The organism is Eubacterium aggregans (genome assembly GCF_900107815.1).
In the GTDB taxonomy this organism is placed as follows: Bacteria; Bacillota; Clostridia; order Eubacteriales; family Eubacteriaceae; genus Eubacterium_O; species Eubacterium_O aggregans.
The window spans coordinates 38,317-60,244 of sequence record NZ_FNRK01000001.1; the positions used below are offsets into that span (position 1 = coordinate 38,317).

Here is a 21,928-nt window from a genome sequence, read left to right on the forward strand (position 1 = left end):
GGTTAAAGTAATTTTTCAAATTCATCCCGTAATTTAGGTACAGAAAGACCAATGATAACCTGAATGGATTTTCCGTTACAGGCGGCGCCATGGGTTCCCAATGATTTGAAAACCGCATCCGTTGCCACCAGACTTTCATCCACGACATTCACCCGAAGCCGGGTGACACAATTGGTAACATCCACAATATTATCCTTGCCACCCAGAGCTTCCAGTACACGGATTGCCAACTGGCTGCGTTCACTTTGGGGGGATGTTATCCCCTTTTCTTCGCCACCTTGTTTTGTGTCCCGGTACTCCTGCTTCGAGTAGAATTTAACATCCTCCACCTCATCTTCCCGACCGGGGGTTTTGAAGTCGAACTTGAGGATCAGGAACCGGAATACGAAGAACCAGATAGCGGTGAAACACAGTCCCACAGCAAGCATAATCAAATACTGCATCCCATGGGTAGGCGCCAAGGGAATCCAGTTGAGGGATGCCATTTCAATGGCTCCACCAGAGTAAATCCCTACGATGCCCAGAAGGTACATGGTCATTGCCAGGATAGATGAAAGCAGGGCGTGGACGGCAAAGAGGGCCGGTGCAATAAACAGGAAGGTAAATTCGATGGGTTCGGTTACCCCACAAAGCACTGCCGTGAGGGTGATGGGAATGAGGAGGGCCAGGAGCTGCTTTTTCTTATCCGGTTTTGCAGTAAAATAGAAGGCCAGGGCGATCCCGGGACAGCCGAATATTTTAGACCAACCGGTGGCCGTATAGGCGGCGTAAGGTGCCAGCTCCCGCAGATTCGTGGTAGAGGCGGCGATGGTTGGCAGCTGCTGTGCCCAATAGGCATAAATACCGCCCTGAACCACAATGTTATCGTAGTAGAATGGGGAGTACAACAGGTGATGAAGGCCAAAGGGAATGAGGATGCGTTCCAGAAAAACAAAGATGCCCACACCGATGACCCCGGCGTTGAGGACGAATCCCTGGAAAAGGAACATACCCATCTGGATTTTCGGCCAGATAAAAACAGAAAGGATGGCAACGGGGATCATCACGAAGAAACCCAGCATAAAGACGAAGGTTGACCCGCTGAAAACCCCCAGCCATTCCGGGAGCTCGGTATCGAAAAAGCGATTGTGCAGATAAATAACCAGACCGGAGATCATCAAGGCCCCAATCATCCCCATATCCAGGGTTTTGATATTGGCAATCATGGTCAGGCCGCTGGTTCCCCCTACTTCTGCTGTATAATCGATGCCCAGTAAGGTGCCCCAGCCTGACAGAATTGCCGCCATAAAATAATTGAATGTGAGGTACAAGACCAAAGCCTCCATACAGCATCGGGCGTTCTGTTTCTTCGCCAGTCCGATGGGCAGGGAGACCGCGAAGAGCAACGGTAACTGGCGGAATACCGTCCATCCCCCTTCCAGCAAGACATTCCAGCATTTAAACCACGCGGTATCCGGTGCTGCCAGCGGACCAAAAACCACCTCGGTGGTGAAGAGGGTCCCTATCCCAATGATAATCCCCGCAAAAGCGAAGAGGAGCACCGGAGTAAACATGGCTCCACCGAACTTTTGAATTTTTTGCATCATGGCAAATTTCTCCTTCTTTATTCCGTTATTTGATACGTATCGATTGATGCTATGATATCAGGGATTGACACCCACTGACAAGGTTTTTGGGATGATACGGGAAGGGGCAGCGTCTTTAGGTAATATTTTCAGAGGATGTGAATTTTCACATAAAAAAACCGCCCGGGGCGGTCAATGCATAGACAAGGTGTTGGCAATCCGTCAAGGCACAGATAAGAATCCAGCCCACCTGGGTTAACGCGGATTTAAGTGTTCCAGGTATTTTAGGTAAACAATCTCGCTAATCAGAAAAAACTGGGCGCTGAGGTGGCAGTCCGTCCCCGGGGTCCGTCCCCGTAAAACACAATGATTGTAGTAGCAGATATTGGCTTCGCTGATTTTTTTAAGGGCATTGTCCTCATAGGAGGTGACACTCAGGATCTTAGTCCCCCGTTCTCTTAACCTCCGGACCTTTTCATTGGTAAGGACATTGTTCCCTGAAAGGGAGAAAACTATGAAAAGATCACCTTCCCCTGCGCACTTGATGGCTGCCGAAAACTCATTTTCACCTTCAATAGTATAAACCTGACGATAAACATTGAGGAACAGTCGTTTCAATTCCTTGGCCGCATGGCGCTGGACCTCCCCTGTTCCAAAGGCGAAAATCCGTTTGCTCTGATCAATCAGCGCAAAAACATCGGTATAATCCCGCCCCTTTAAATAATCCATGGTCAGCTCATAATCCTGGAAGCAGCGTTCGATGAGATTTTCCTCCAGAACCGGCCGGCTGTCCTCCTGCCATTTCAGGGCTACCTTCAGCTCACTGAACCCACTCAGCCCCACCTTTTTGGTGAAACGGGTAATCGCCGCAGAGGAAACGTGGCACGCCGTAGCTAATTGCGAAATCGTTCCGTTCCGGCATTCCTCCCGATGGTCGCAGATGTATTGCCAGATATCGTAATCATTGGGGGTAAGCTCATGGAAATGCAGCTTTACCTGTGTGTCAAGATTCATCAAGGGCCTCCCGGTAATCAATGTACTTTAGAAATAACATCTCAACCAGTAAAAAGAATGGTGATACGGAAACATACCCCGTGTTAAGTATGGACTTCTCCACACGAAGGTTGGTGATGTGCAAATTGATGGTGCTTAAATGGGCAAGCTCATTCTCCTCCTCCACCGCCGTGAGGGACACCATTGAAACACGCCTCAATTTTAGCTGCCGTGCAAAATCCAGAGTCTCCTGGGATTCCCCGGTATGGGAAACCACAAAAACGACATCCCCGGGAGTAATGGACTCCAAAAGGCGCTGGGTTTCCGTCTTTCCGCGAATCTCGAAAAACAGAATTTCCGCATTTAAAAAAATCCGTTTAATTTCCCGGGCAATGGTGCTTTGGGCTGTGCCGTTGCTGTAAATATACAACTGGTCCGCATCATCAATCAGCTTGAAAACATCCCGGCAATCCCGGGTATAAATCCCCTGGATGACCTCATTGTAGATATTCACCACCTGGCGGATATCCGCCGTGGGCTTTTGGGACTGCACACCCTCCTGTCTGAGGATGGCCTTCATCTCGGCAAATCCCTGGAAACCCAGTTTTTTCGCAAATCGTGAAATGGTAGTTCGCGAAACATGACAGCAGTCCGCCAAATCGACAATATTCATTCCCTGGCACGCCTTGCGGTGCTCCCGGACATAGCGGTAAATCTCGTGATCCGTCCTGTTCAGTACTTCAAAATGCCTGCGGTATAAGGTTTCGATATTCATTCCTTCCCCCCTCTCACATCTCTGGCTTCTTTACCCCCATTATACAAAATAAATCCATAGCCCGATACATTTTTTTGATTCCCTTAACATTCAAATTCGGTCCCACCCTTTGCAGGTCTATCGCCGGCCAGGGGCAGCCCGGAGAGATTGAGTTTGTAAAGATTGCTGCTCGGGAGATCCTTTTCCTTATGGACACCATCGATTATATCGAAGCAGAACTTGCCAAGCTCAAGGACAATCTGAAGAAATGTATCAACCATAAGGATGACCATGTTTGCGCTGTCTTCGACCTGGATTGGGTCAATGAAGATTACCGCCTTTACGATTTGGCCTGGATGGGTTACCCGATCACAGCTTCCTGGAATGTTCACACCTGGGGATTTATCCCAATGAATCAGACCCAGCGGTTCTTAAATATTTACGATGCCAGGATGCGGAAAAATCTTTAGTAATCACAGCAATGATCAAAAAATATTAAAAAATTTTGGGAGGAAATACTAATGGATATAATCGTAATTCAGGACGTTATCGCTGTGGCGAAAAGACTGGACCACAAGGGTTTAGTCAATGCCTTTGAATCCTTCGCCCATGCCGAAATGCTCTGGAATCACAAGAAGGTAGAAGTCGTCTCCTACGGCCTCACGACAAATGACTTCATCGATATGCTAAAAAAATCCTATTACTAGATTTTAATGACACTCCAAACACACGAATAAAAACCAAATCTCTACTCTCCCCAAAGTACACATCAAAATATTTTACTTCAATCCAGATACCCACTCATTATAAAGGATGCAGACGTCATCCTCTTTAACACAGCACCAGATAGTACCCATACACACTAACCATGGTGATGACGGACACCACAAATAATACAATCAAACCCAATCCTGACATATCCCAACCTTCGTTTCTTATAAAGTGATTGCTTTATGATACAAAAAAACCGCCAGCTGAGGCGGTTTTTGGGATAATTCGTCTATTTTGAGGTATGAATTGCAACCAATCGGTTCACGCCACCCCCAATCCTTCATCTAGGCTATGGCCGTCACCGTAAAGCCAGCCTCCGCCACCGCCTTCTTCAGACGGTCCAAAGAGACATCCGCCGGAGCCTGGACCATGGCAGTACCCTTATCCAAATCCACAATAGCCTGAACACCAGGAATAGCTTCCAGGGCAGCTTTCACACTGCCCACGCAGTGCATACAGTTCATACCATCAATTTTTAAAGTCATCATTTTAAGTTCCTCCTTTAAGGTACTTTCATTATTTTCAGATTGCAGAACAGCCTTGGCTGCTGGGGCATCCTGATCTTTTAGGACCGGTGCCGCACTTGTCTTCTTAAGCTTGAGCCGCTTCAATCGCAGGGCGTTGAGCACCACACAAACGCTGGATAAGCTCATAGCCAGGGCCCCCAGCATGGGGCTTAACCGCATTCCCAGGGCAGGGTACAATACCCCGGCAGCAATGGGAATGCCAATCACATTGTAGAAAAAGGCCCAGAAGAGGTTTTCCTTGATATTCTTAATGACCGACCGACTCAGGCGAATGGCGGCGGACACATCGGTAAGGCCACTGTGCATCAGCACGATATCGGCACTTTCAATGGCCACGTCCGTTCCGGCACCAATGGCCATACCCACATCTGCCGCGGCCAGGGCTGGTGCATCATTGATGCCGTCCCCCACCATGGCTACCTTATGCCCCTCGGCCTTCAGACGGGTAATCTCCCGCTCCTTATCCGCCGGCAACACCCCAGCCACTACCCGGCCAATGCCGACCTGGGCCCGGATGGCCTCGGCGGTTTTTGCGTTGTCCCCAGTGAGCATCACCACGGACAAGCCCAAGGCCTGCATTTCTGCCACCGCTTCCACACTATCCGCCTTAATGGCATCTGCCACCGCAATGATCCCCAATACCTGGGTATCATCAAAGAAGATCAGGGGGGTCTTTCCAGATTCGGATAACTTATCCACATTATCCACAATTGTGGATAAGTCTGTGGATGAATCTGTGGATAATGCTGAATCCTTGAGCAGCCGGAGGTTTCCGCCGTAGACCATTCGGCCATCAATCTGGCCCTCTACCCCCATACCCAGCAGTGCTTTAAAGTCCGTCACCGCCGGCAGGCTCAGCTGCTTTTCTTCCACATAATCTACCACGGCATCTGCCAAGGGATGGCCACTGGGTGCCTCCAATGCTCCGGCCAGGGCCAGGAATTCGGGTTCTGTCAGGGATGACCCCGCCAGCCACACATCGGTAACCACCGGCTTACCCGTGGTGATGGTCCCGGTTTTATCCAGAACCACGGTGTCCACCTTACAGGCCGTTTCCAGGGCGTCCCCACTCTTAATGAGGATACCGTTTTCCGCACCCTTGCCCGTGCCCACCATAATGGCCACCGGTGTGGCCAGTCCCAGGGCACAAGGGCAGGAGATGACCAGCACCGCGATACCAATGGACAGGGCAAATTCAAAGGTGGAGCCGCTCACCAGCCAGACGATGGTGGCCCCCAGGGCAATGGCCATGACCACCGGAACGAAAATCCCAGCGATCTGGTCCGCCAGGTGGGCGATGGGTGCCTTGCTGGCACTGGCCTCCTGGACCAACCGGATGATTTCCGAAAAAGCGGTATCCTCACCGACCTTAGTGGCCCGTACCTTTAAAAAGCCAGAAGTATTAATGGTGGCGGCAATAACCGCATCACCCTCTGCTTTTTCCACCGGAATGCTTTCCCCAGTGATGGCGGCTTCATCCACAGCGCTTTGGCCCTCGACCACCACCCCATCCACTGGAATGCTGGCCCCGGGGCGTACCACACAGATTTCATCCACCCGGACGCTGTCCGCAGGAACCTCCACCTCTACCCCATCCCGGATAACCATGGCCGTTTTTGGGGATAAATCGATGAGCTTGGAAATGGCCTCACTGGTCTTGCCCTTGGCTCGGGCCTCCAGATACTTACCCAGGGTAATGAGGGCTAAGATCATGGCCGCGGATTCGAAGTACAAATCCATATGGTATTGATGGACAATGGCCATCTCTCCGGCCCCCAGGGCCCAGCTCATGCGGTACAGGGCGAATACCCCGTACACCAGGGCCGCCCCGGAGCCCACGGCAATGAGACTATCCATATTGGGGGATCGATGGAAGAGGGTCTTAAACCCGGTGCTGTAATACTTCCGATTGACCACCACCACCGGCAGGGTGAGGAGGAACTGGGTAAAGGCAAAGGATACCGAATTCTCCATTCCCGTTAAAAATCCTGGCAGTGGTAGACCCACCATACTTCCCATAGAAACATACATCAGCGGAATAAGGAAGGCAAAGGACACGATAATCCGATGCTTCATTTCTTTAATGGCCATCTCCGCCACATTGGTGGGGGCTGCCTGGGTGACCTTGCTGCCACTTCCCGGCGCATTCGCCACCACCGGAGCAGCCCCATATCCCGCCTTTTCCACCGCGGAAACAATCTCCTGGGTGTCCACCGCATCGGGGTTGTAATCCACCACCATAGAATTGGTCAGCAGATTCACCGCCGCCGTCTCCACCCCTTCCAAATCACCCACTGCCTTCTCCACCCGGGAGGAACAGGAGGAACAGGTCATCCCTGTGATATCAAACCGTTCTTTTTCCAATGTTGTTACCTCAATTCTCAAAAAATTCCACGACGATACTGTCCAAAACCTAGTCCCACAGACGTCCGTCATATGAATACAGTCAGTGTCGACTTGACGCGAACAGCTCTCCTGTCCCTACTTCATAATTTTATCCAACGTGGCCACCAGCTCGTCCACCTTCTCCTCCATCTCCTCGTCCGTCTGGGCATTCTTGACACAGGATTTCAGATGGGCGGCCAGCACCTCCTTATTGGCCCGGCGTAAAACCGATTGGGAGGCCATCAACTGGTGGGAAATATCCATACAGTATCGATCCTCCTCCACCATTTTAATAATCCCATCAATCTGGCCCCGGGCTGTTTTAAGGAGCCGAAGCACCTTCTTTTCATCTGCTTTCATTGATTTTCCCTCTTTCTGCTCCCATTCATTCCGACACCCCCCGGGGGTGTCTGTGCTTGTAATAATAAACCCTCCTGGACATTCTGTCAAGGAGGGTTAACTTTTTTAAGGTGATTTTATTTTTTCGGCTTCCGGGGTTTTGGCACCGGGATAACCGTCTTTAATATCCCAATAACCGACTGGCACAGGGGCACATCCTCAATATCCAGGATGTAATGGACCTTGGCACCCTCGTAGGGTTTCCCGGTCTCTGCCCCGGCCAATACTCCTTCAACCTCGGGGAGCATCTTCACATACACCGTATTATCGCATACCAGCAGCACCGGCCGATCCTCTACGTAGACCATGTATTCCCCAAACATCTTACGATACCGGATATTCCCCACACCTTCAATCTGATCACAGACGTACTGAATGTATTCTAGTGTTGTTGCCATGATAACCCCTTTCTGTTTAAAAAATGCCGTGGTTGTACTTCAACTGGGCATAAACCATCACAGCCAGACCCCCGATGATTCCCACAATCAGCGGAATCCAGCCGACACTGAGGCGGTCGCAAACCGAAAAAATCCCCCCTGCCCCTATGCCAAGCCCCATGATCCATAGGGCCAACCCCATCCCCTTGGTGTAGGACTTTTTATCCGATTCCTTCACCCTGGTGTAGTGATAATCGTGGATAATGGTAATCTGCCCCTTGACCCACAGGCGGTAGCCGAGGAAAAAGAAGAGTGCGGATAGGGACAACATGAGTATGAGGATGAATACAAGCATTTTTTGACCTCCATTAGTCATAAAAACAGGCGCACTACTGGCTACGGCTGCGGTGACCCGTTTATCCATTTAAACGAATGCTTGTAACGCCTCCCGCATCAGCTCTTCTGTACAGCGATAATCAAAATATTTAAAGGGCATCCTGTTCAACCAACGGCTCTGCTCCCGTTGGAACTGTTTCTCCGTTACCAATGACAGCGGCCGCCACAAATAATGTTTCACCATATGGTTTAAGCCAGCCACCGGACTTCGACCATGGGTCTTCGTCCACAGCGCGGGTCCCGCCTGATTAAAATAATTGGAGACAGCCCTATCCCCTGCGCCAATATCCCTCAAGGCCGTCTCAATGCCAGAGGACACCACCGCGGTTAGATTCTGCCACTCTCCGGGTGCCATATTCCCCAGCACCACGGTAAATCGATTTTGAGCATTGACAATAAAAAGACGTTGGGACTCCAACGCCTCAACAACGTGGACCTCCCAACAAAAAAGTACATTGTCCTCGATGCCGTAGGGAGGTGCCGAAGCCTTTATGAATTTTTGCAGTGGAATGGTCATTCCGAGTTCCATGGACACCTCCTCAATTGATCCCCAGGCCTCTAAGCCGTTACAATGCCGATGATCGCCGGTTGAAGCTCCAAAATTATAAGGTTTATTATACCACCAATCCCCTATTTATCCAAAAATAAAGGCAAGCCCCCAACCCGACGGTCGGACACCTGCCTTTTCATGTTGAACCCATTACTCTACCGTTTTCACCGCCCGCATCTCAATATACCCCCGCTCTCCCCGGGGCTCTAACTGAATCCGGGGCTGGGTATCATCCCAGGCGTAGCCGATGAGGCTGGGATCGTAGCGATCCATGGCCTTTTGAACGGCGACGATGGCCTCACAGTATTCCTCCTCGGGGAAAGGCTCCCCCTGGAAGACCAAATATTCCTCGGCGGGCAGGGTGATGGTATCAAAGCCCTCGGGAATGGGGCCGCTGTAATCCACCGATACCTCCACGCCCTGGACGTATGTGGAGGTTCCTGGGGTCTTGTACCCCTCCGGCAGCCACAGGCACACCGGCTCTCCCTCCAGGGCATCCATACTCAGCAGGGTCCCCCAGACCTCGCAGCCCACCTCTTCACAATACGCAAAATAATCAGCAGCAGACTCCCCCCCGTTTGATAATGACCTGCCGTTCCGGCTTTTCCATGACCTGCACAAAAACGCTTTGTACCTTTTCCATATCAATTTTTTCCTTTCGCAATGCTCGAAATTTTACACCATAGGGAACAAAGAGGGTGATGGGAATGGGTGAGCGGGCGTAGGTCCCGGGGTTACAGCCGAACTCCCGATGAAAGGCCCGGGTGTAGCCATCGGCACTGCCAAAGCCTAAATCGAAGGCCACATCAGTGACCCGACTGCCCGCCGCCTTCAGCCGCAGGGCGGATTGGGCCAGTCGGAGCTTCCTTATATACTCCGCTGGGGTGAACCCCGTGTAGGTCCGAAAGAGCCGGTGGGCGTAAAAGGGGGAAAAGCAGGAGACCCGGGCTAAATCCGAGAGGGTGATTTCCTCTGTCACATGCACCCCGATATAATCCTGCATCCGCTGTACCGCTTCAGTCTGTTCATCCATGTCCTCACCTCCTATGGTATTATTCTAACCCCTTTTGGAAAAAATCACTCGACCTCCCTTGCGCTCTCACCCTCCCAGACAAAGCTACAGCAAAAAAATCCTCCACAGGAGAAAAGCAGCCGCCTTTTCCCATGGAGGATTTGATCAATGCACGATTATTTTTTAAGATGATCCGCCAAGAGCAGTGCCATAGCAATACTATTAGCCTTGGCCTGGGCAGAATCCGCACGGCTGGTAATCACTGCCGGACGGGCAGCACCCATAACCACGGCACCGCTTTGGGCATCGGCCAAATAGGTCATGGATTTCCAGAAAATATTACCCGCCTGAAGGTTGGGCATGAGGAGGATATCCGCCTGGCCCGCCACGGGGCTTTCGATCCCCTTATGTTCCACCGAGCGTTTGGAAATGGACAGGTCCATGGACAGGGGGCCATCAATGATACAGCCGGTAATCTGTCCCCGCTCGTTCATCTTGCTGAGGATGGCGGCATCATAACCGTCGGGCATATTGCTGCCCACGGTTTCCACGGCACTCAGGCAGGATACCTTGGGCATGGGGCAATCCAGGGCGTGGGCCAGGGTGGTGACATTGCCGATCATCTGGATTTTATCCTCTAAGCTGGGCTCTACCACCATGGCGCAGTCCGTGGCCAGTACCATGCGGTTATACCGGGGCATTTCCACGGCAGTCACAGCATTGAGAAGATTGCCGGTACGCAGACCGTAATCCCGATTCAGGATGGCCTTGAGGTAGACCTTGGTATGGAGCATCCCCTTCATGATGATATCAGCCGCCCCTTCCTTCACCAAGGCCACCGCAACAGCTGCGGCATCGTGGTCATCCGGGACATCCACCACCTTATTTTTAGAAAGGTCACAGCCCGTCGCTGCAGCACATTCCTCGATTTTTTTCTGATCCCCTACCAAAATGGCTGTTCCGAAGCCATCATCATTCATAATCTTAATGGCTTCCAGGACATCCATATCCCCGGCTGCCGCAACAGAAACCACAGAGGTTTTTCCCACCTTCATGGCCAGTTGTCGTTTCATTTCGTCAAATAAGTACATATTTCCTCCCTCGTGTATCAGCTTTGCATTAAAGTTCATAATAGCTAACAATAGTATACACAAGGATTCTCGTCCATTTCTGCCACTTTTTTATAAACTACAGATAAGAATCAATCTATTTTAGAAGTTCCCGCCGAGCCTTGTAATCCGGCAATACCTGGGCCACTACGGCGTAAAAATCCGCCTGGTGGTTCTGAACAAGGAAATGGGCCAGCTCATGAACCACCACATATTCCACCGCCGCCATGGGCTTTATGAGAAGACGGGTATTTAACGTAATCACACCCTTGCCTGGAATACAAGACCCCCACCGGGATTTCATGGTTTTAATCCGCAGGGTCGGATAGGCCACACCCTGGGCCTTGAAGAAGGGATAATACCGGGCGATCAAGGCTTCAAACACCGGACGGCAGACCGCTGCATCGGGAGGCACCGTCTCCCCTTCAGACCCAGGCGTCCTCCAGCTCAGCTTTTCCACAATCCAGGCCCCTTTGGATGCTACAAAACCATCGATCTGAACCAGGGATACCCGAGGCCCGGCCGATACCGCCACCTGGCCGTCCGGGTGGATGCGCAGATTGATATTTTTAACGGACTTCCGGGTGAGAGTATACGCCACCTCCCCTGCCGGGGTCATCACCCGGCGCTGTTGGGATGGCAGTATTGCCTGGGCCATCTCACAGGCCCAGCATGGGGAGCAACCCATAGGCTACTAATCCCGCTGCCGCTGCAATAAAGATTAGGGGAATAGGTCCCACCTTTACCTTGAAATAAGCCACACAGCACAGGGCGCAGATCACCAGGGATTTAATATCCAGGGCAAGGTCCCCCCCCTCCATGGCAAAGATCTCCACACACAGGGAGTAAATGGCCGCCGCAATGAGGCCGATGACCACCGCCGTCATGCCATAAAGACAGGCTTGAACCCACACATTATCCTTAAAATGGTGGAAGCACTTGGCAATGATCAGGATAATAACCAGGGAGGGCAGCACCACCCCAAAGGTGGTTAAGGCCGCCCCGGGAAGCCCCGCAATTTTAATCCCCACAAAGGTAGCCGTGTTGATGGCGAAGGGCCCTGGGGTCGATTCCGCCACCGCAATAAAATCCGTGAGCTCGGACATGGTCAGCCAGCCGTGGTTGACCACCACCTCCTGCTGGATTAAGGGAATCATGGCATAGCCCCCGCCAATGGTGAAGAGGCCGATTTTAAAATAGGTTAAAAATAAATCCAGGAATATATTCATGCGTCCCCTCCCCCTTTCTTAAGCAAAAAGAGCTGCCGCAGAACCCCTGCTGTGGCCCCTGCTAAAATAATAAAAACCACATTGATGCCCGTAAAGGCCGCGATCCCAAAGGCCCCCACCACCAGAATGGCAATAAAGGGGGTGCGGTCTACATTTTTTGCCATCCGCACCAGAGCCCCGAAAATCAGGACAATCACCCCGGCCCGAATGCCTAAAAAAGCATAAGATACCCACTGGTTCTGTCGGAAGGCCTCATAAAACTGAGCAATAATGGAAATAATCACAAAGGAGGGCAGCACGACACCAAAGGTCGCCAGCAGCCCTCCTAAAAATCCTCCCACACGATATCCCACGAAAGTGGCTGTATTCACAGCAATCACCCCCGGAGTCGCCTCTGCAATGGCAATCATATCCATAAATTCTTCTTCGGTGATATAGCCCTTCTTATCCACGATCTCATTTTGAACCATCGGGATCATGGCGTAGCCGCCACCAAAGGTAAAGGCCCCAATTTTTAAAAAGGTGATGAACAGATCCCAAAGCTTCCGACCACTCATGGCTGTAAATCCTCTGCTGTCAAAGTGATGACCGAAACCGATTGTTCCTCAAATTCCCCACAGAGCCAGCCTTCATAGCCTTTTTCAATGCGAACAGGCAGGAGCGTAATATTCTCCACCACAGCATCCTGCTGGATGATATTGTAGTGTCCCCGATCGACCTTCACCGTAAAGGAACTCATGGGTAGTGCCATCCCCAAGCCCGTATATTTCATATAGGCCTCATTTTGTGCCCACAGACGGTAAAAAGCAGCATGACGGTATTCTGCATCCAATAAGGCCAGCTCCCGAGATTCGCAAGTACTCATAAAGCGATTGGCCAAGGCCATGACATCCTTATCCATAAGGATTTCCTGGATATCGATACCAATAGCACCGCTGCATAGGGCACAGACAATATACTCCCCAGAGTGGGAGCCATTGAAATGGAACTCTGGAAAGGCATCCAAATAGGGTTTTCCATAGGTATTGTAACCAAACTCCAGGGGTTCAGTTACCCCTTTTTTTCTGAGGATGATGGTCATCATCTCCTCCACACTTCCTTCGTTCAGCAGATCCTTCTTCATTTTATATACTTCAAGCATGTTTTACCTCCTATGCTTTACAATGTACGCCTTAAGCCTTCTGGACAAGGGCCTTATCCTTCCATCCCCCGCTTTTATAGCGAAGGAAGTTGAAGGTCAGCCCCAGAATCCAGCCAATGGGGATGGAATAGGCAATGGCCGAAAAACCCAGTGCCGATGCCAGAGAATAGGCCGCAATGATGCGTGCCGAAAAGTTCAATAAGGAACCCACAAGGAAATACCCCATATCCCCGGCTCCCCGAAGCACACTGGCGGCCGTAAACATCATTCCCATAATAATATAGCACACCGAAACCACCCGGATGTAGGACACCCCGGCATCAATGACCCCCGCAGATTCCACACTGTCCACAAAAAGGCCAATGAGATCCGCCCCCCAAAGCCAAATGGCTCCAGAAATCACCACACAGATAGCGACGACCAACAGGACCGAAGTCCGAAACCCCTTTTCCACCCGATCGTACTTCTGAGCCCCGACATTTTGAGCCGTGAAGGAAGTCGTTGCCAGATTCAGGGAAAGCAGGGGTTGGATCGCAAATTGATCAATTTTACAAGCGGCCGTATAGCCAGCAATAGTGGTCATCCCAAAGGTATTCACCAAGCCCTGGACCGCTACCAGTGAAAAGGAAACAATACTCTGCTGGATCGTAGAGGGAACGGCATAGACCACTAAATCCCAAAGCATCCTCCAGGAAAACACACAATCCGACCGCGTAATTTTAAGGGCAGGGACCCGACAGAACACGTAAATGCCGCAAGCCAGAGCAGATATTCCCTGGGAAATCATTGTCGCCCAGGCAACGCCGGCCACTCCCATACCAAATTGAAGGACAAAGAGTAAATCCCCAGCGATATTGAGAAGTGACGTTGCAATCAGAAAATATAGGGGTGTTTTTGAATCCCCAATCGCCCGGCACATGGCAGCCAGAGCATTGTAAATAAAGACGAAGAGTCCACCGAAGCAATATACCACGAAATAGGTCTTGGCATCGGCCAGAATTTCAACAGGGACGTTGGTAATGGATAAAAGCCAATCCGCACCGATAACCCCAAAGACAGAGAGGAGTGTCCCTACAACAAGGATAAAAACCATACTGACAAAAACAGCCTGGCGCATTTTCTGAGTCTCACCAGCCCCGTAGTACTGAGACACCAGCACCGAGCAGCCCATGGACACCCCAATGGCAAAGCAAAGGAGCAGGAACACCAGCGTTGTCGATGCCCCCACCGATGCCAGAGCCCCTGCCCCAACGAAATTTCCAACGACAATCGTGTCGACAATATTATAAAACTGCTGGAAAAGGTTGCCAATGAGCATGGGAAGGGTGAAAAAAATTAAAATCCGGGCTGGACTTCCTTTTGTCATATCTTTTTCCACACCAACACATCCTTTCTAGGCACACCATTTTCCCATTAAAACCCTATTTATTATATATGAGGTGACTCTAAAATACAATTGGCAGACACGAATAATTATGGATTTAACGAAAAAAAGAGCCCGCTCATTAAGAGACAGCTCTTTCATTTTTTCTTATTGGAGTTCCCCAAGCTTAGCATTTAATGTCTGAACATAACCGCCCATGCTATCGGCCAGCTGGGCAATTTTGCTGTTGGCACTGCGCAGAGTATCAAAATCCTTGGTGTCAATCCCCTCAGAATATTCGGTCAAGGCTTCCTTCCCCTGGGTTGCAAGGGTAACCAGTTGGCTATGAACATCCGCAAAACTTTCCGGAGCCTTCTGGAAGTTTATAATTTCATCGCAATCCGCCGTGAGGGTTCCAATATACCCCTTGGTGGTTTCGACCCACTTGGAATCTGAAAGACTGCTTTCAGAAAAGTTTTTCACCTGATCATCCATGCCTTTGGCGGCGGCAGACATACTGGTGAATTTTCCGACGATAAAGCTAATATACTTTGCCTCACTCACGGTACCGTTTGTATTTGTCGTACAACCCGACACAATCGTGCTGAATAATAGCGTCGCTATAATAACGACGCTCCCCTTTTTTATCCAATTTTTTTGCCTATACATCTTTACCGCCTCCACATTTTTTACAGCAGCCATTTTTTTCAGAATGACAGCAACCACCACCACAGCCTCGATCAAACCACTTTAAAAAAGCTCCATTTTCTGGATAATTCCCCCAATGGAGCAGTCCATCATCCACAAAAAATGCCGGCAATGCGTCAAGGCCCTCCTGATCCATCAGCGCCTTTAGGGTCACATTGCTTTCAAACTCGTCTGGATTGGCAAACAAATCATACCGCTCTGTGGTCAATCCCGAGTTTTCCAAACCGACTAATATACTTTGTATTCGGATATCCTCCGAACCGACCTCCACGGCCGGCTTTTCATAAATTTCTAATTTCATGGTCCTATGATAACCGACGACCTTTAAGGAAGGCTTAACGATTGTACCCCCCTTTAAGTTATTTAATCGAAGGCCGATACATTTGGATATTATCCAAGCCCCATACCTTTTCAGAAAAGCTACCTGGCGTAAGGCCCTTTTCAATCTTCTCCATGGTGTTCATCCGGGCATCGATAATATCGATATGGTGCAGAAGCTCCGCCTCAGGGAACATAGGGCGCACCGGAGAGCCGTACTCCGCTTCGTAGTGATGGGATAAAATCATATGCTTGAGGAGAAGGAGTACCTCGGCATCCGTATCCAGACGCTTGCCATATTCCTCAATTTCCACAATTTCCGTCACAATATGCCCCAGGAGCTTCCCCTCTGGGGAATAATCGGACACACTGCCGTTGGCATCGGACACCATTTCCGTAATCTTTCCGATATCGTGGAGGAGGATGCCCGCATACAGCAGATCGCTGTTTAAAAAGGGATACAGGGGGGTGAGGGATTTTCCGATTTGCAGCATAGACCAGGTATGATACAACAGTCCGCCCTTAATGGCATGGTGAAAGGATTTAGCCGCCGGTACATAGGTCAGCTTATCCTCCTTATCTGAGAGGATGGTCCGGGTAATGGTGGCTAAATCCCCATTCTCAAAGCCATCAATGGTGGCGTACACATCGGCCATCATCTCAGCCACCTTCACCGGTGCCGTCTGGACGTAATCATCCAGCGCCACATCATCCCCGGCATTGGCCTGACGAATCCGGTTCACAATAAGCTGGAGACGACCATTATACTCCTGGACCACCCCTTTGATTTTAATCAGTTGGCCACCGGTAAATTCTTCCTCATCGGCCTCCTGAACATTCCACATCTTGGCTTCAATGGTATCGAAGTCCGCATCGGAAAGGGTCATATTAAAATAACGGCTCCCATTGGCAGCGGTTTTCACCAGTTGGTTTTTAATGAATAAATAACCCAGGACATTGTCCCCTTTTTTTAATTTTTTGATCTTCATTCCAGTCTCCTTCTATTTACAGCGCTGGGGATAAGCCGCTTTGTAGGCGATCAGGCCTTCTTCCAAAGCCTTCATCGCCTTGCGCAAATCCTTTTCGCCCAACACATAGGCCAGACGCACCTCGTCCACCCCATCCCCGGGATGGATATAGAAATCATTGGCTGGGGACAGCAGCACGGTTTCGCCCTGGTAATCAAAATCTGTAATTAACCATTCAATAAAATCGCAGGCATCCTTTACTGGCAGCTTAACCATGTAATAAAAAGCGCCCGTTGGTACTTTGCCCACCACACCGTCCATCTGTGCCAGGCATTCTGCCACAATATCCCGCCGATGGGTATATTCTGCCAGAACCTTGTCAAAAAAGTCGATACCCAGCTTGAACAGCTCCGCTGCACCGGCCTGATCCACCGAAGATACCGCCAGACGCATCTGACAGAGCTTTCGAATTTCATGCATCAATTTTTTATTCTTTGACAGGATAAAGCCAATCCGGGCCCCACAGGCCGAAAAGCGCTTGGAAATGCTATCCACAATGATACAGTTCTGACTGATTTGAGAATAATGCCCAGGACTGACATAGGCCATGCCATCGTAGACGAATTCCCGATACACCTCATCCGACACAATATACAAATCATTTTCTGCCGCCACATCCCGGAGGATTTCAATCTCTTCCTTGGTGTAAACCTTCCCCGTGGGATTCCCGGGATTGGTGATGAGGATGGCCTTGGTCCGATCCGTCACCAGGGCTTCAATCGCCTCCCGATCCGGCAGGCTGAAGCCGTCCTCGGTGTAGGTCTTAATTCCCACCAGCTCCACACTGGTGGCCGAGGCCATTTCCTTGTAAATACTGTAAAGCGGCTCCGGAGTGATAATCTGATCCCCAGGGTTACAGATCGTCAGAAAGGTAAAAAGCAGGGCCTCACTCCCCCCATTGGTAATGAGCATTTCCTCTGGAGAATAGTGCAGATTGTACCGATCGTAATATTTACAAGCCTCAGTGCGCAGGGCCGCTTCCCCCTCCGGCGCAGCATAAGCCAGTACCTGCTCCTTGATCTCATTGACCTTGCGCATGAAATCCGGCGGAGTCTCGATATCTGGCTGCCCGATATTCAGATAATACACGGCTTTCCCCTTTTCCTTGACTGCATCGACCAGGGGATAATATTTAAGCAGGGCTGGCTCTCCCATGCCCTGTACACGTTTCGATGTTTCCATATGACACCATCCTTATTTATAGCATATTTAATCATTATAGCCTTGTGGGTTATAATTATCAAGATAAGCTATCGGATTTTATTCACCCGTTTATACTCGTACATCCGGTGATCGGCTTTCCCCAAATAATAATCAGCATCATGGCTCCATCCCGGGCTGACCACACTGGTCCCATAGCTAAAGCAAGGGCGAACCCCCCGGACTCCTGTCATCTGTTGGGATAATATCCATTGCCGCTGTTTTTCAAGCCATCCATCAATTTGCTCTTGTTGCCCCCCCATGGTCAATAAAAGGAATTCATCCCCACCCATTCGGCAAATCACTTCATGATCGCTACACCCTTTCAGGGTAGTCGCAACAAGGCAGATATACTCATCCCCTTTATCATGTCCGAAGGCATCATTACAGGTTTTTAAATCATCAATGTCGATAAAGGAAATGGTAAAATGATACCCTTCAGCAATCCATTCCTCTACCTTTTCCATCCCATAACGACGGTTGTACAAACCGGTTAATGCATCTCGATAAACCATATCGCTCAAAACAGCTTCCTTTTGCCGCTCATCGGTCTTATCCCGAATGACATGGACAATGGTATCCCGGCCATTCCAACCTAAGCTATGGGAAACAACGCGCAAATAAAGGGCTGACTTCTGACCATCTGCCTCTATTTCTAAAATCCAGGGTTCGCCCTGGGTTAAATTCTCTTCCGATACCTGCCCCAGCTGATATCGGATAACATCCAGACGATCCCCATAGTTTTCTTCAAAAACCAACGCCGCTGGATTAAGGTACTGGGGTTCTCCTGTCTTCTCATCCAGCACAATAATGGCTTCATCCGTACTCTCCGTAAGGGAAAGAAACAGACTATAATATTGGCCCAAAATTTTGTTTTGCTCTTCCACCAGATGCTTTTCATCCAGTAGAGCCTGGTGCTGCGCGGCCAATTGATCAACCATCGTATTTAAAATATCAGCAAACTCTCCCATATAATCGATATGCTGACCATAATCGCCCTTGGGAAGCTGTCTGGCTTGCCATGCAATATGCTTTAGACTGCCTTGGACCGCCTTAAGTGGAGCAGCCAGGGTGTTTTCTACTCCCGGTGGTGTGGCATCTAAATCGCCCTGAGCCAGATCCTCTCCAAAGGCTTTTTGTTCCTTCACACATTGGTGGAGCCAATGAAGCCCCTGGGCTAAAGGTTTGAAGGCCTCTGGTATCTCAGCCATATCCAGACAGGCATAATCCGTCCGATACAGGATATCCCTTAAATATTCAAATAATGCTTTTTCTGGCTGTTTGGCCATTACGATCCCATTCCCTTGTCCATTACTCGCCCCTGGAAGCGGCATACCCGGGCCCCGCTGGCCCAACAGTCAATCTCCTGTACTTTATAGGTCCTTCCAGTGTAAACCGTCATAATCCCTGCGATAAACCCCTCATCATAATTACAGACGACCTCATCCGTTGGTGGTAGGCCACTGCAATCCAAATCCTCTGCAACGGTCAGGGTGAAGATACCACTCTCTTCATCCATTTCCTCCATTCGAAGGATTCCGATTTTAAGTTCTTGAAGAATCCGCTGGAGTTCTGCCAGAAACGTTCCAAGGGGTGCATCCAGGGGTAACATATTCTTTGCAAATTCTGTACCGGCTAAATGACCCGCATCTCGAAAAACGTCATTCGCCCCTTCTACCCCCAGCTTATCCGTGAGGACATGATTCATACTGTATTCCAGCAGGCGATAGACCAAAACCGGCATGGATTCCCCCAGATTTTTCCGTCCGTCTTTGATGTCCCCAAGCTTATCCCAGGTAAAACGGTTATGGGGTCCTTGTAAAAAAATATTTGACATATCCACCCTCGTTTCTACTGTACTTCCTTAATATCTTTTATTGATGTCCCTATTATACACTGTTTTACCCCATTTATTAAGGCTGTCTTTACTTTTTACCCTATAATTCCGATTGAAATGGATTTAACGGCATTTTTCTTAATGAAAATGCCAGAAAATTTGACAGACTTTTTTAAATTTGTTAGGCTTTTAAATGGGAATGAAGATCTCCCACGACATCTGTCGAAACCGCCAAGGGCTGATGGCTTCTACGATAAGTGGAGGCATCAGCCCTTTTTGTATTGTCTTAGAATGGGAGGCGAATTTTTTGCAAGTTTTATGGATTTTTTTGATGGGAATTGCCGGTGCTGCCAGTCGGTATGCCCTGGGCCTGTTCCTGAAACCAATGATGCCCTGGCCCACGCTGGCCATCAATTTTTTAGGCTGTATTTTACTCGAGCTCATCTACCAATGTATGCCAGAGCATACCCAAGGCACTCAGAAACTCAAAACAGCCCTGGGGGTTGGGTTTATTGGTGCCTTTACCACCTTCTCCACCTTTTGTAATGAAGCCCTGGGCTTTTTACAAAGCGGTCATTTCCTCTCAGCCTTTACCTATGCTGCCAGCGGAATGCTCAGTGGTCTATTGGGGATTGCCCTCGGTATGGCCATTGGGCAGCGTTTAACGAAAGGCCGGGTTCGGATCGATGGGTGATTATAATGGCCTGGCACTTTTTTTCGTGGGTCTGGGGGGTGGCTTTGGTGCTATCCTGCGCTACAGCATCACCCGTCTCCTCTCCGCCCATAACGGTGGCCGTTTTCCCCTGGCCACCTTTTTAATTAACAGCCTTGGAACCTTTTGCCTGGGATTCTTATCCGGTTTTGGTGCCGGGGATGCCAAGCTCTTATTTCTCGGCACCGGTATGATGGGTGGCTTTACCACCTTTTCGACCTTTAACCATGAGATTCTCCGAATTCATGGCGATGGGCACCCTTATCACGCTGGTCTCTACGCCGTCCTTACCCTTTCCGCTGGCCTTACTCTCGGATTTCTGGGAATGGCCATTGGCTACGGTCTCAGCCGCTGACAAGGTCCTCCGGCCGCTCTATTCGAATCCTCGAAAAAAACGGGTTCACCTATGAGGGAACCCTGCGGCAAAACGCCCGTAAAAACGGACAGATTCTGGATATGCGCCTATACAGCTCTTTTTTATTCCGTTGGCTTTTGATAAAAATACCCTTGGATTTCCTGGGTCCGAATAGAATTCACAAAGGCGTTGGGATCAATCCTTCGCATTTCATTCATAATCTGCTTAACCTCTCCCCTGGAGACGATGGAGTACACCATATTGCGCTCCACCAATTCATAAGAACCCACGCCATTTAAAATGGTCGCCCCATGGCGGCTAATCTCATAAATGGCCTGGCAAACCTCCTGGGGTTTTTCCGTTAGTATAAAAAGGGTCTGCTGCTGGTACTTATGGTACAGGGTCGTGATCACCTGGGTAAAGGCATATTGGAAGATCATGGAATAGAGTGCCTGATCCCATCCAAAGAGAACCCCTGCCAGCATTAGGATGACCACATTGAAGCCCAGAATAAGGTTCCAGGCATCCATGCCCTTGCGCAGGGACAGGAAAATGGAGATAAAATCCATTCCGCCGGCCGTCGCGTCCACCCAGAGGCACAGGACCGAGGCAAAGCCACCGATGACCCCGCCAAAAATACTGATGAGCAGCACATCGTAGGTGATGACATAGGAGGGAATCATATCCGTAATCACAGCCGCCAGCACAATGGTATAGCAGGAATAAGCCGTAAACTTCTTACCGAGATATCGAAAGCCAATATACACCGGGATAGCATTGAGTAAAATATTAATGGGGGTGTAGCCAATGGCTGTATTAAAATAAGTGGCCGCAATCCGTTGGATCAAGAGGGTAATCCCACCAACCCCTCCGGGAAATAAGTTCCCCGCACTGATGAAGGTTTTGGTATTCACTGCGGTAAGAACAGCTGACATCGTCAAGAGGATCATCCGGAAGGCGATTTTTCTCGCCTTATCGATGGGCTCCTGATGCTTGTGATAAATAGCCTTTATTTGTTGTTTCATTTTTGCGCGTCTCCATTCGATTTACATTGCCCTTATTATCCCACGGTGGAGTCTTTTTGGCAACGTCGGCAAATGTTTTCTTTATCCTTTGCTTCTCGAAACAAGCTTCCTTCCTTTTTTGCAGTGTTGTATATTTCTGTTTTGCTAATTCACTTTGAGTTTTAAGGTGTAACG

General features: G+C 49.8%; 27 protein-coding genes and 1 riboswitch. Of the genes, 4 read left to right on the plus strand and 23 right to left on the minus strand.

Annotated features, from left to right (window positions below):
* Window positions 1–2: 2 nt before the first annotated feature.
* The 3 genes from BLW33_RS00170 to BLW33_RS00180 all read right to left on the minus strand — a co-directional run bounded on the left by BLW33_RS00170 (window position 3) and on the right by BLW33_RS00180 (window position 3,333).
* Window positions 3–1,586, minus strand: coding sequence for an alpha-glucoside-specific PTS transporter subunit IIBC (locus BLW33_RS00170; RefSeq protein WP_090303990.1), 1,584 nt, complete (start codon window positions 1,584–1,586; stop codon window positions 3–5).
* A 234-nt stretch (window positions 1,587–1,820) separates the two neighbouring features.
* Window positions 1,821–2,579, minus strand: a complete 759-nt coding sequence (locus tag BLW33_RS00175; protein ID WP_090303992.1) for a MurR/RpiR family transcriptional regulator — start codon at window positions 2,577–2,579, stop codon at window positions 1,821–1,823.
* Window positions 2,569–3,333 carry a MurR/RpiR family transcriptional regulator gene (locus BLW33_RS00180; RefSeq protein ID WP_090303994.1) on the minus strand — a complete coding sequence of 255 codons (765 nt, stop codon included), beginning with the start codon at window positions 3,331–3,333 and terminating at the stop codon, window positions 2,569–2,571. The genes BLW33_RS00175 and BLW33_RS00180 overlap by 11 nt, the downstream gene beginning before the upstream one ends.
* A gap of 74 nt (window positions 3,334–3,407) precedes the next feature.
* Here BLW33_RS00180 and BLW33_RS00185 point away from each other — a divergent pair, with 74 nt between their 5' ends.
* Window positions 3,408–3,782 (plus strand): protein kinase family protein, encoded by a 375-nt coding sequence (locus BLW33_RS00185; protein WP_143032565.1) that lies wholly within the window; start codon window positions 3,408–3,410, stop codon window positions 3,780–3,782.
* A 51-nt stretch (window positions 3,783–3,833) separates the two neighbouring features.
* Complete coding sequence (locus tag BLW33_RS00190) at window positions 3,834–4,019, plus strand: hypothetical protein (RefSeq protein WP_090303997.1); 186 nt, start codon at window positions 3,834–3,836, stop codon at window positions 4,017–4,019.
* A gap of 348 nt (window positions 4,020–4,367) precedes the next feature.
* Here the strand turns inward: BLW33_RS00190 and BLW33_RS00195 are convergent, their stop codons facing one another.
* The 19 genes from BLW33_RS00195 to BLW33_RS00280 all read right to left on the minus strand — a co-directional run bounded on the left by BLW33_RS00195 (window position 4,368) and on the right by BLW33_RS00280 (window position 19,662).
* A complete protein-coding gene (locus tag BLW33_RS00195; RefSeq protein WP_278286182.1) occupies window positions 4,368–6,974 on the minus strand; it encodes a heavy metal translocating P-type ATPase in 2,607 nt (868 codons plus the stop codon).
* Window positions 6,975–7,091: 117 nt separating this feature from the next.
* Window positions 7,092–7,355 carry a metal-sensing transcriptional repressor gene (locus BLW33_RS00200; protein WP_090304000.1) on the minus strand — a complete coding sequence of 88 codons (264 nt, stop codon included), beginning with the start codon at window positions 7,353–7,355 and terminating at the stop codon, window positions 7,092–7,094.
* 116 nt (window positions 7,356–7,471) lie between these two features.
* On the minus strand, window positions 7,472–7,792 hold the full coding sequence (locus BLW33_RS00205; protein WP_090304002.1) for a TfoX/Sxy family protein: 321 nt from the start codon (window positions 7,790–7,792) through the stop codon (window positions 7,472–7,474).
* A 16-nt stretch (window positions 7,793–7,808) separates the two neighbouring features.
* Window positions 7,809–8,195 (minus strand): DUF3784 domain-containing protein, encoded by a 387-nt coding sequence (locus tag BLW33_RS00210; protein ID WP_090304004.1) that lies wholly within the window; start codon window positions 8,193–8,195, stop codon window positions 7,809–7,811.
* Entirely contained in the window at window positions 8,196–8,696 is a 501-nt protein-coding gene (locus tag BLW33_RS00215) for a DUF6933 domain-containing protein (protein WP_090304005.1), read from the minus strand.
* Window positions 8,697–8,867: 171 nt separating this feature from the next.
* Entirely contained in the window at window positions 8,868–9,251 is a 384-nt protein-coding gene (locus tag BLW33_RS14540; RefSeq protein WP_423230224.1) for a hypothetical protein, read from the minus strand.
* A gap of 22 nt (window positions 9,252–9,273) precedes the next feature.
* Complete coding sequence (locus BLW33_RS14545; protein WP_423230225.1) at window positions 9,274–9,750, minus strand: helix-turn-helix transcriptional regulator; 477 nt, start codon at window positions 9,748–9,750, stop codon at window positions 9,274–9,276.
* 155 nt (window positions 9,751–9,905) lie between these two features.
* A complete protein-coding gene (locus BLW33_RS00225) occupies window positions 9,906–10,802 on the minus strand; it encodes a bifunctional enoyl-CoA hydratase/phosphate acetyltransferase (RefSeq protein ID WP_242911538.1) in 897 nt (298 codons plus the stop codon).
* Window positions 10,803–10,935: 133 nt separating this feature from the next.
* Window positions 10,936–11,496 (minus strand): M48 family metallopeptidase, encoded by a 561-nt coding sequence (locus BLW33_RS00230; RefSeq protein ID WP_176966555.1) that lies wholly within the window; start codon window positions 11,494–11,496, stop codon window positions 10,936–10,938.
* A 1-nt stretch (window position 11,497) separates the two neighbouring features.
* Window positions 11,498–12,067 carry a chromate transporter gene (locus BLW33_RS00235; protein WP_090304010.1) on the minus strand — a complete coding sequence of 190 codons (570 nt, stop codon included), beginning with the start codon at window positions 12,065–12,067 and terminating at the stop codon, window positions 11,498–11,500.
* Window positions 12,064–12,624, minus strand: coding sequence for a chromate transporter (locus BLW33_RS00240; protein WP_090304011.1), 561 nt, complete (start codon window positions 12,622–12,624; stop codon window positions 12,064–12,066). Before BLW33_RS00240 ends, BLW33_RS00235 begins: the two co-directional genes overlap by 4 nt.
* Window positions 12,621–13,208: a 4'-phosphopantetheinyl transferase family protein gene (locus BLW33_RS00245; protein WP_090304013.1), complete on the minus strand. Its 588-nt coding sequence runs from the start codon at window positions 13,206–13,208 to the stop codon at window positions 12,621–12,623. Before BLW33_RS00245 ends, BLW33_RS00240 begins: the two co-directional genes overlap by 4 nt.
* A 31-nt stretch (window positions 13,209–13,239) precedes the next feature.
* On the minus strand, window positions 13,240–14,586 hold the full coding sequence (locus tag BLW33_RS00250) for an MATE family efflux transporter (protein WP_090304015.1): 1,347 nt from the start codon (window positions 14,584–14,586) through the stop codon (window positions 13,240–13,242).
* Window positions 14,587–14,739: 153 nt separating this feature from the next.
* The gene (locus tag BLW33_RS00255) at window positions 14,740–15,240 is read right to left on the minus strand and encodes a hypothetical protein (RefSeq protein WP_090304016.1); all 501 of its coding nucleotides are present in this window, start codon (window positions 15,238–15,240) and stop codon (window positions 14,740–14,742) included.
* Window positions 15,233–15,580: an arsenic metallochaperone ArsD family protein gene (locus BLW33_RS00260; protein ID WP_090304018.1), complete on the minus strand. Its 348-nt coding sequence runs from the start codon at window positions 15,578–15,580 to the stop codon at window positions 15,233–15,235. The genes BLW33_RS00255 and BLW33_RS00260 overlap by 8 nt, the downstream gene beginning before the upstream one ends.
* 58 nt (window positions 15,581–15,638) lie before the next feature.
* Window positions 15,639–16,586: a 3'-5' exoribonuclease YhaM family protein gene (locus BLW33_RS00265; protein ID WP_090304019.1), complete on the minus strand. Its 948-nt coding sequence runs from the start codon at window positions 16,584–16,586 to the stop codon at window positions 15,639–15,641.
* A gap of 12 nt (window positions 16,587–16,598) precedes the next feature.
* Window positions 16,599–17,807 (minus strand): pyridoxal phosphate-dependent aminotransferase, encoded by a 1,209-nt coding sequence (locus tag BLW33_RS00270; protein ID WP_090304021.1) that lies wholly within the window; start codon window positions 17,805–17,807, stop codon window positions 16,599–16,601.
* Between the two features lie 68 nt (window positions 17,808–17,875).
* Window positions 17,876–19,114: a sensor domain-containing diguanylate cyclase gene (locus BLW33_RS00275; protein ID WP_176966556.1), complete on the minus strand. Its 1,239-nt coding sequence runs from the start codon at window positions 19,112–19,114 to the stop codon at window positions 17,876–17,878.
* Complete coding sequence (locus BLW33_RS00280) at window positions 19,114–19,662, minus strand: V4R domain-containing protein (RefSeq protein WP_090304024.1); 549 nt, start codon at window positions 19,660–19,662, stop codon at window positions 19,114–19,116. The genes BLW33_RS00275 and BLW33_RS00280 overlap by 1 nt, the downstream gene beginning before the upstream one ends.
* Window positions 19,663–19,848: 186 nt before the next feature.
* Window positions 19,849–19,920, plus strand: a riboswitch (Fluoride riboswitch).
* Between the two features lie 49 nt (window positions 19,921–19,969).
* On the opposite strand from BLW33_RS00280, the gene BLW33_RS00285 reads away from it, so the two are divergent.
* On the plus strand, window positions 19,970–20,356 hold the full coding sequence (locus BLW33_RS00285) for a fluoride efflux transporter FluC (RefSeq protein ID WP_176966557.1): 387 nt from the start codon (window positions 19,970–19,972) through the stop codon (window positions 20,354–20,356).
* Window positions 20,349–20,729 carry a fluoride efflux transporter FluC gene (locus tag BLW33_RS00290; protein WP_090304027.1) on the plus strand — a complete coding sequence of 127 codons (381 nt, stop codon included), beginning with the start codon at window positions 20,349–20,351 and terminating at the stop codon, window positions 20,727–20,729. Before BLW33_RS00285 ends, BLW33_RS00290 begins: the two co-directional genes overlap by 8 nt.
* Window positions 20,730–20,851: 122 nt before the next feature.
* Here BLW33_RS00290 and BLW33_RS00295 read toward each other — a convergent pair whose 3' ends face one another.
* Complete coding sequence (locus BLW33_RS00295; protein WP_090304029.1) at window positions 20,852–21,754, minus strand: YitT family protein; 903 nt, start codon at window positions 21,752–21,754, stop codon at window positions 20,852–20,854.
* Window positions 21,755–21,928: the final 174 nt, after the last annotated feature.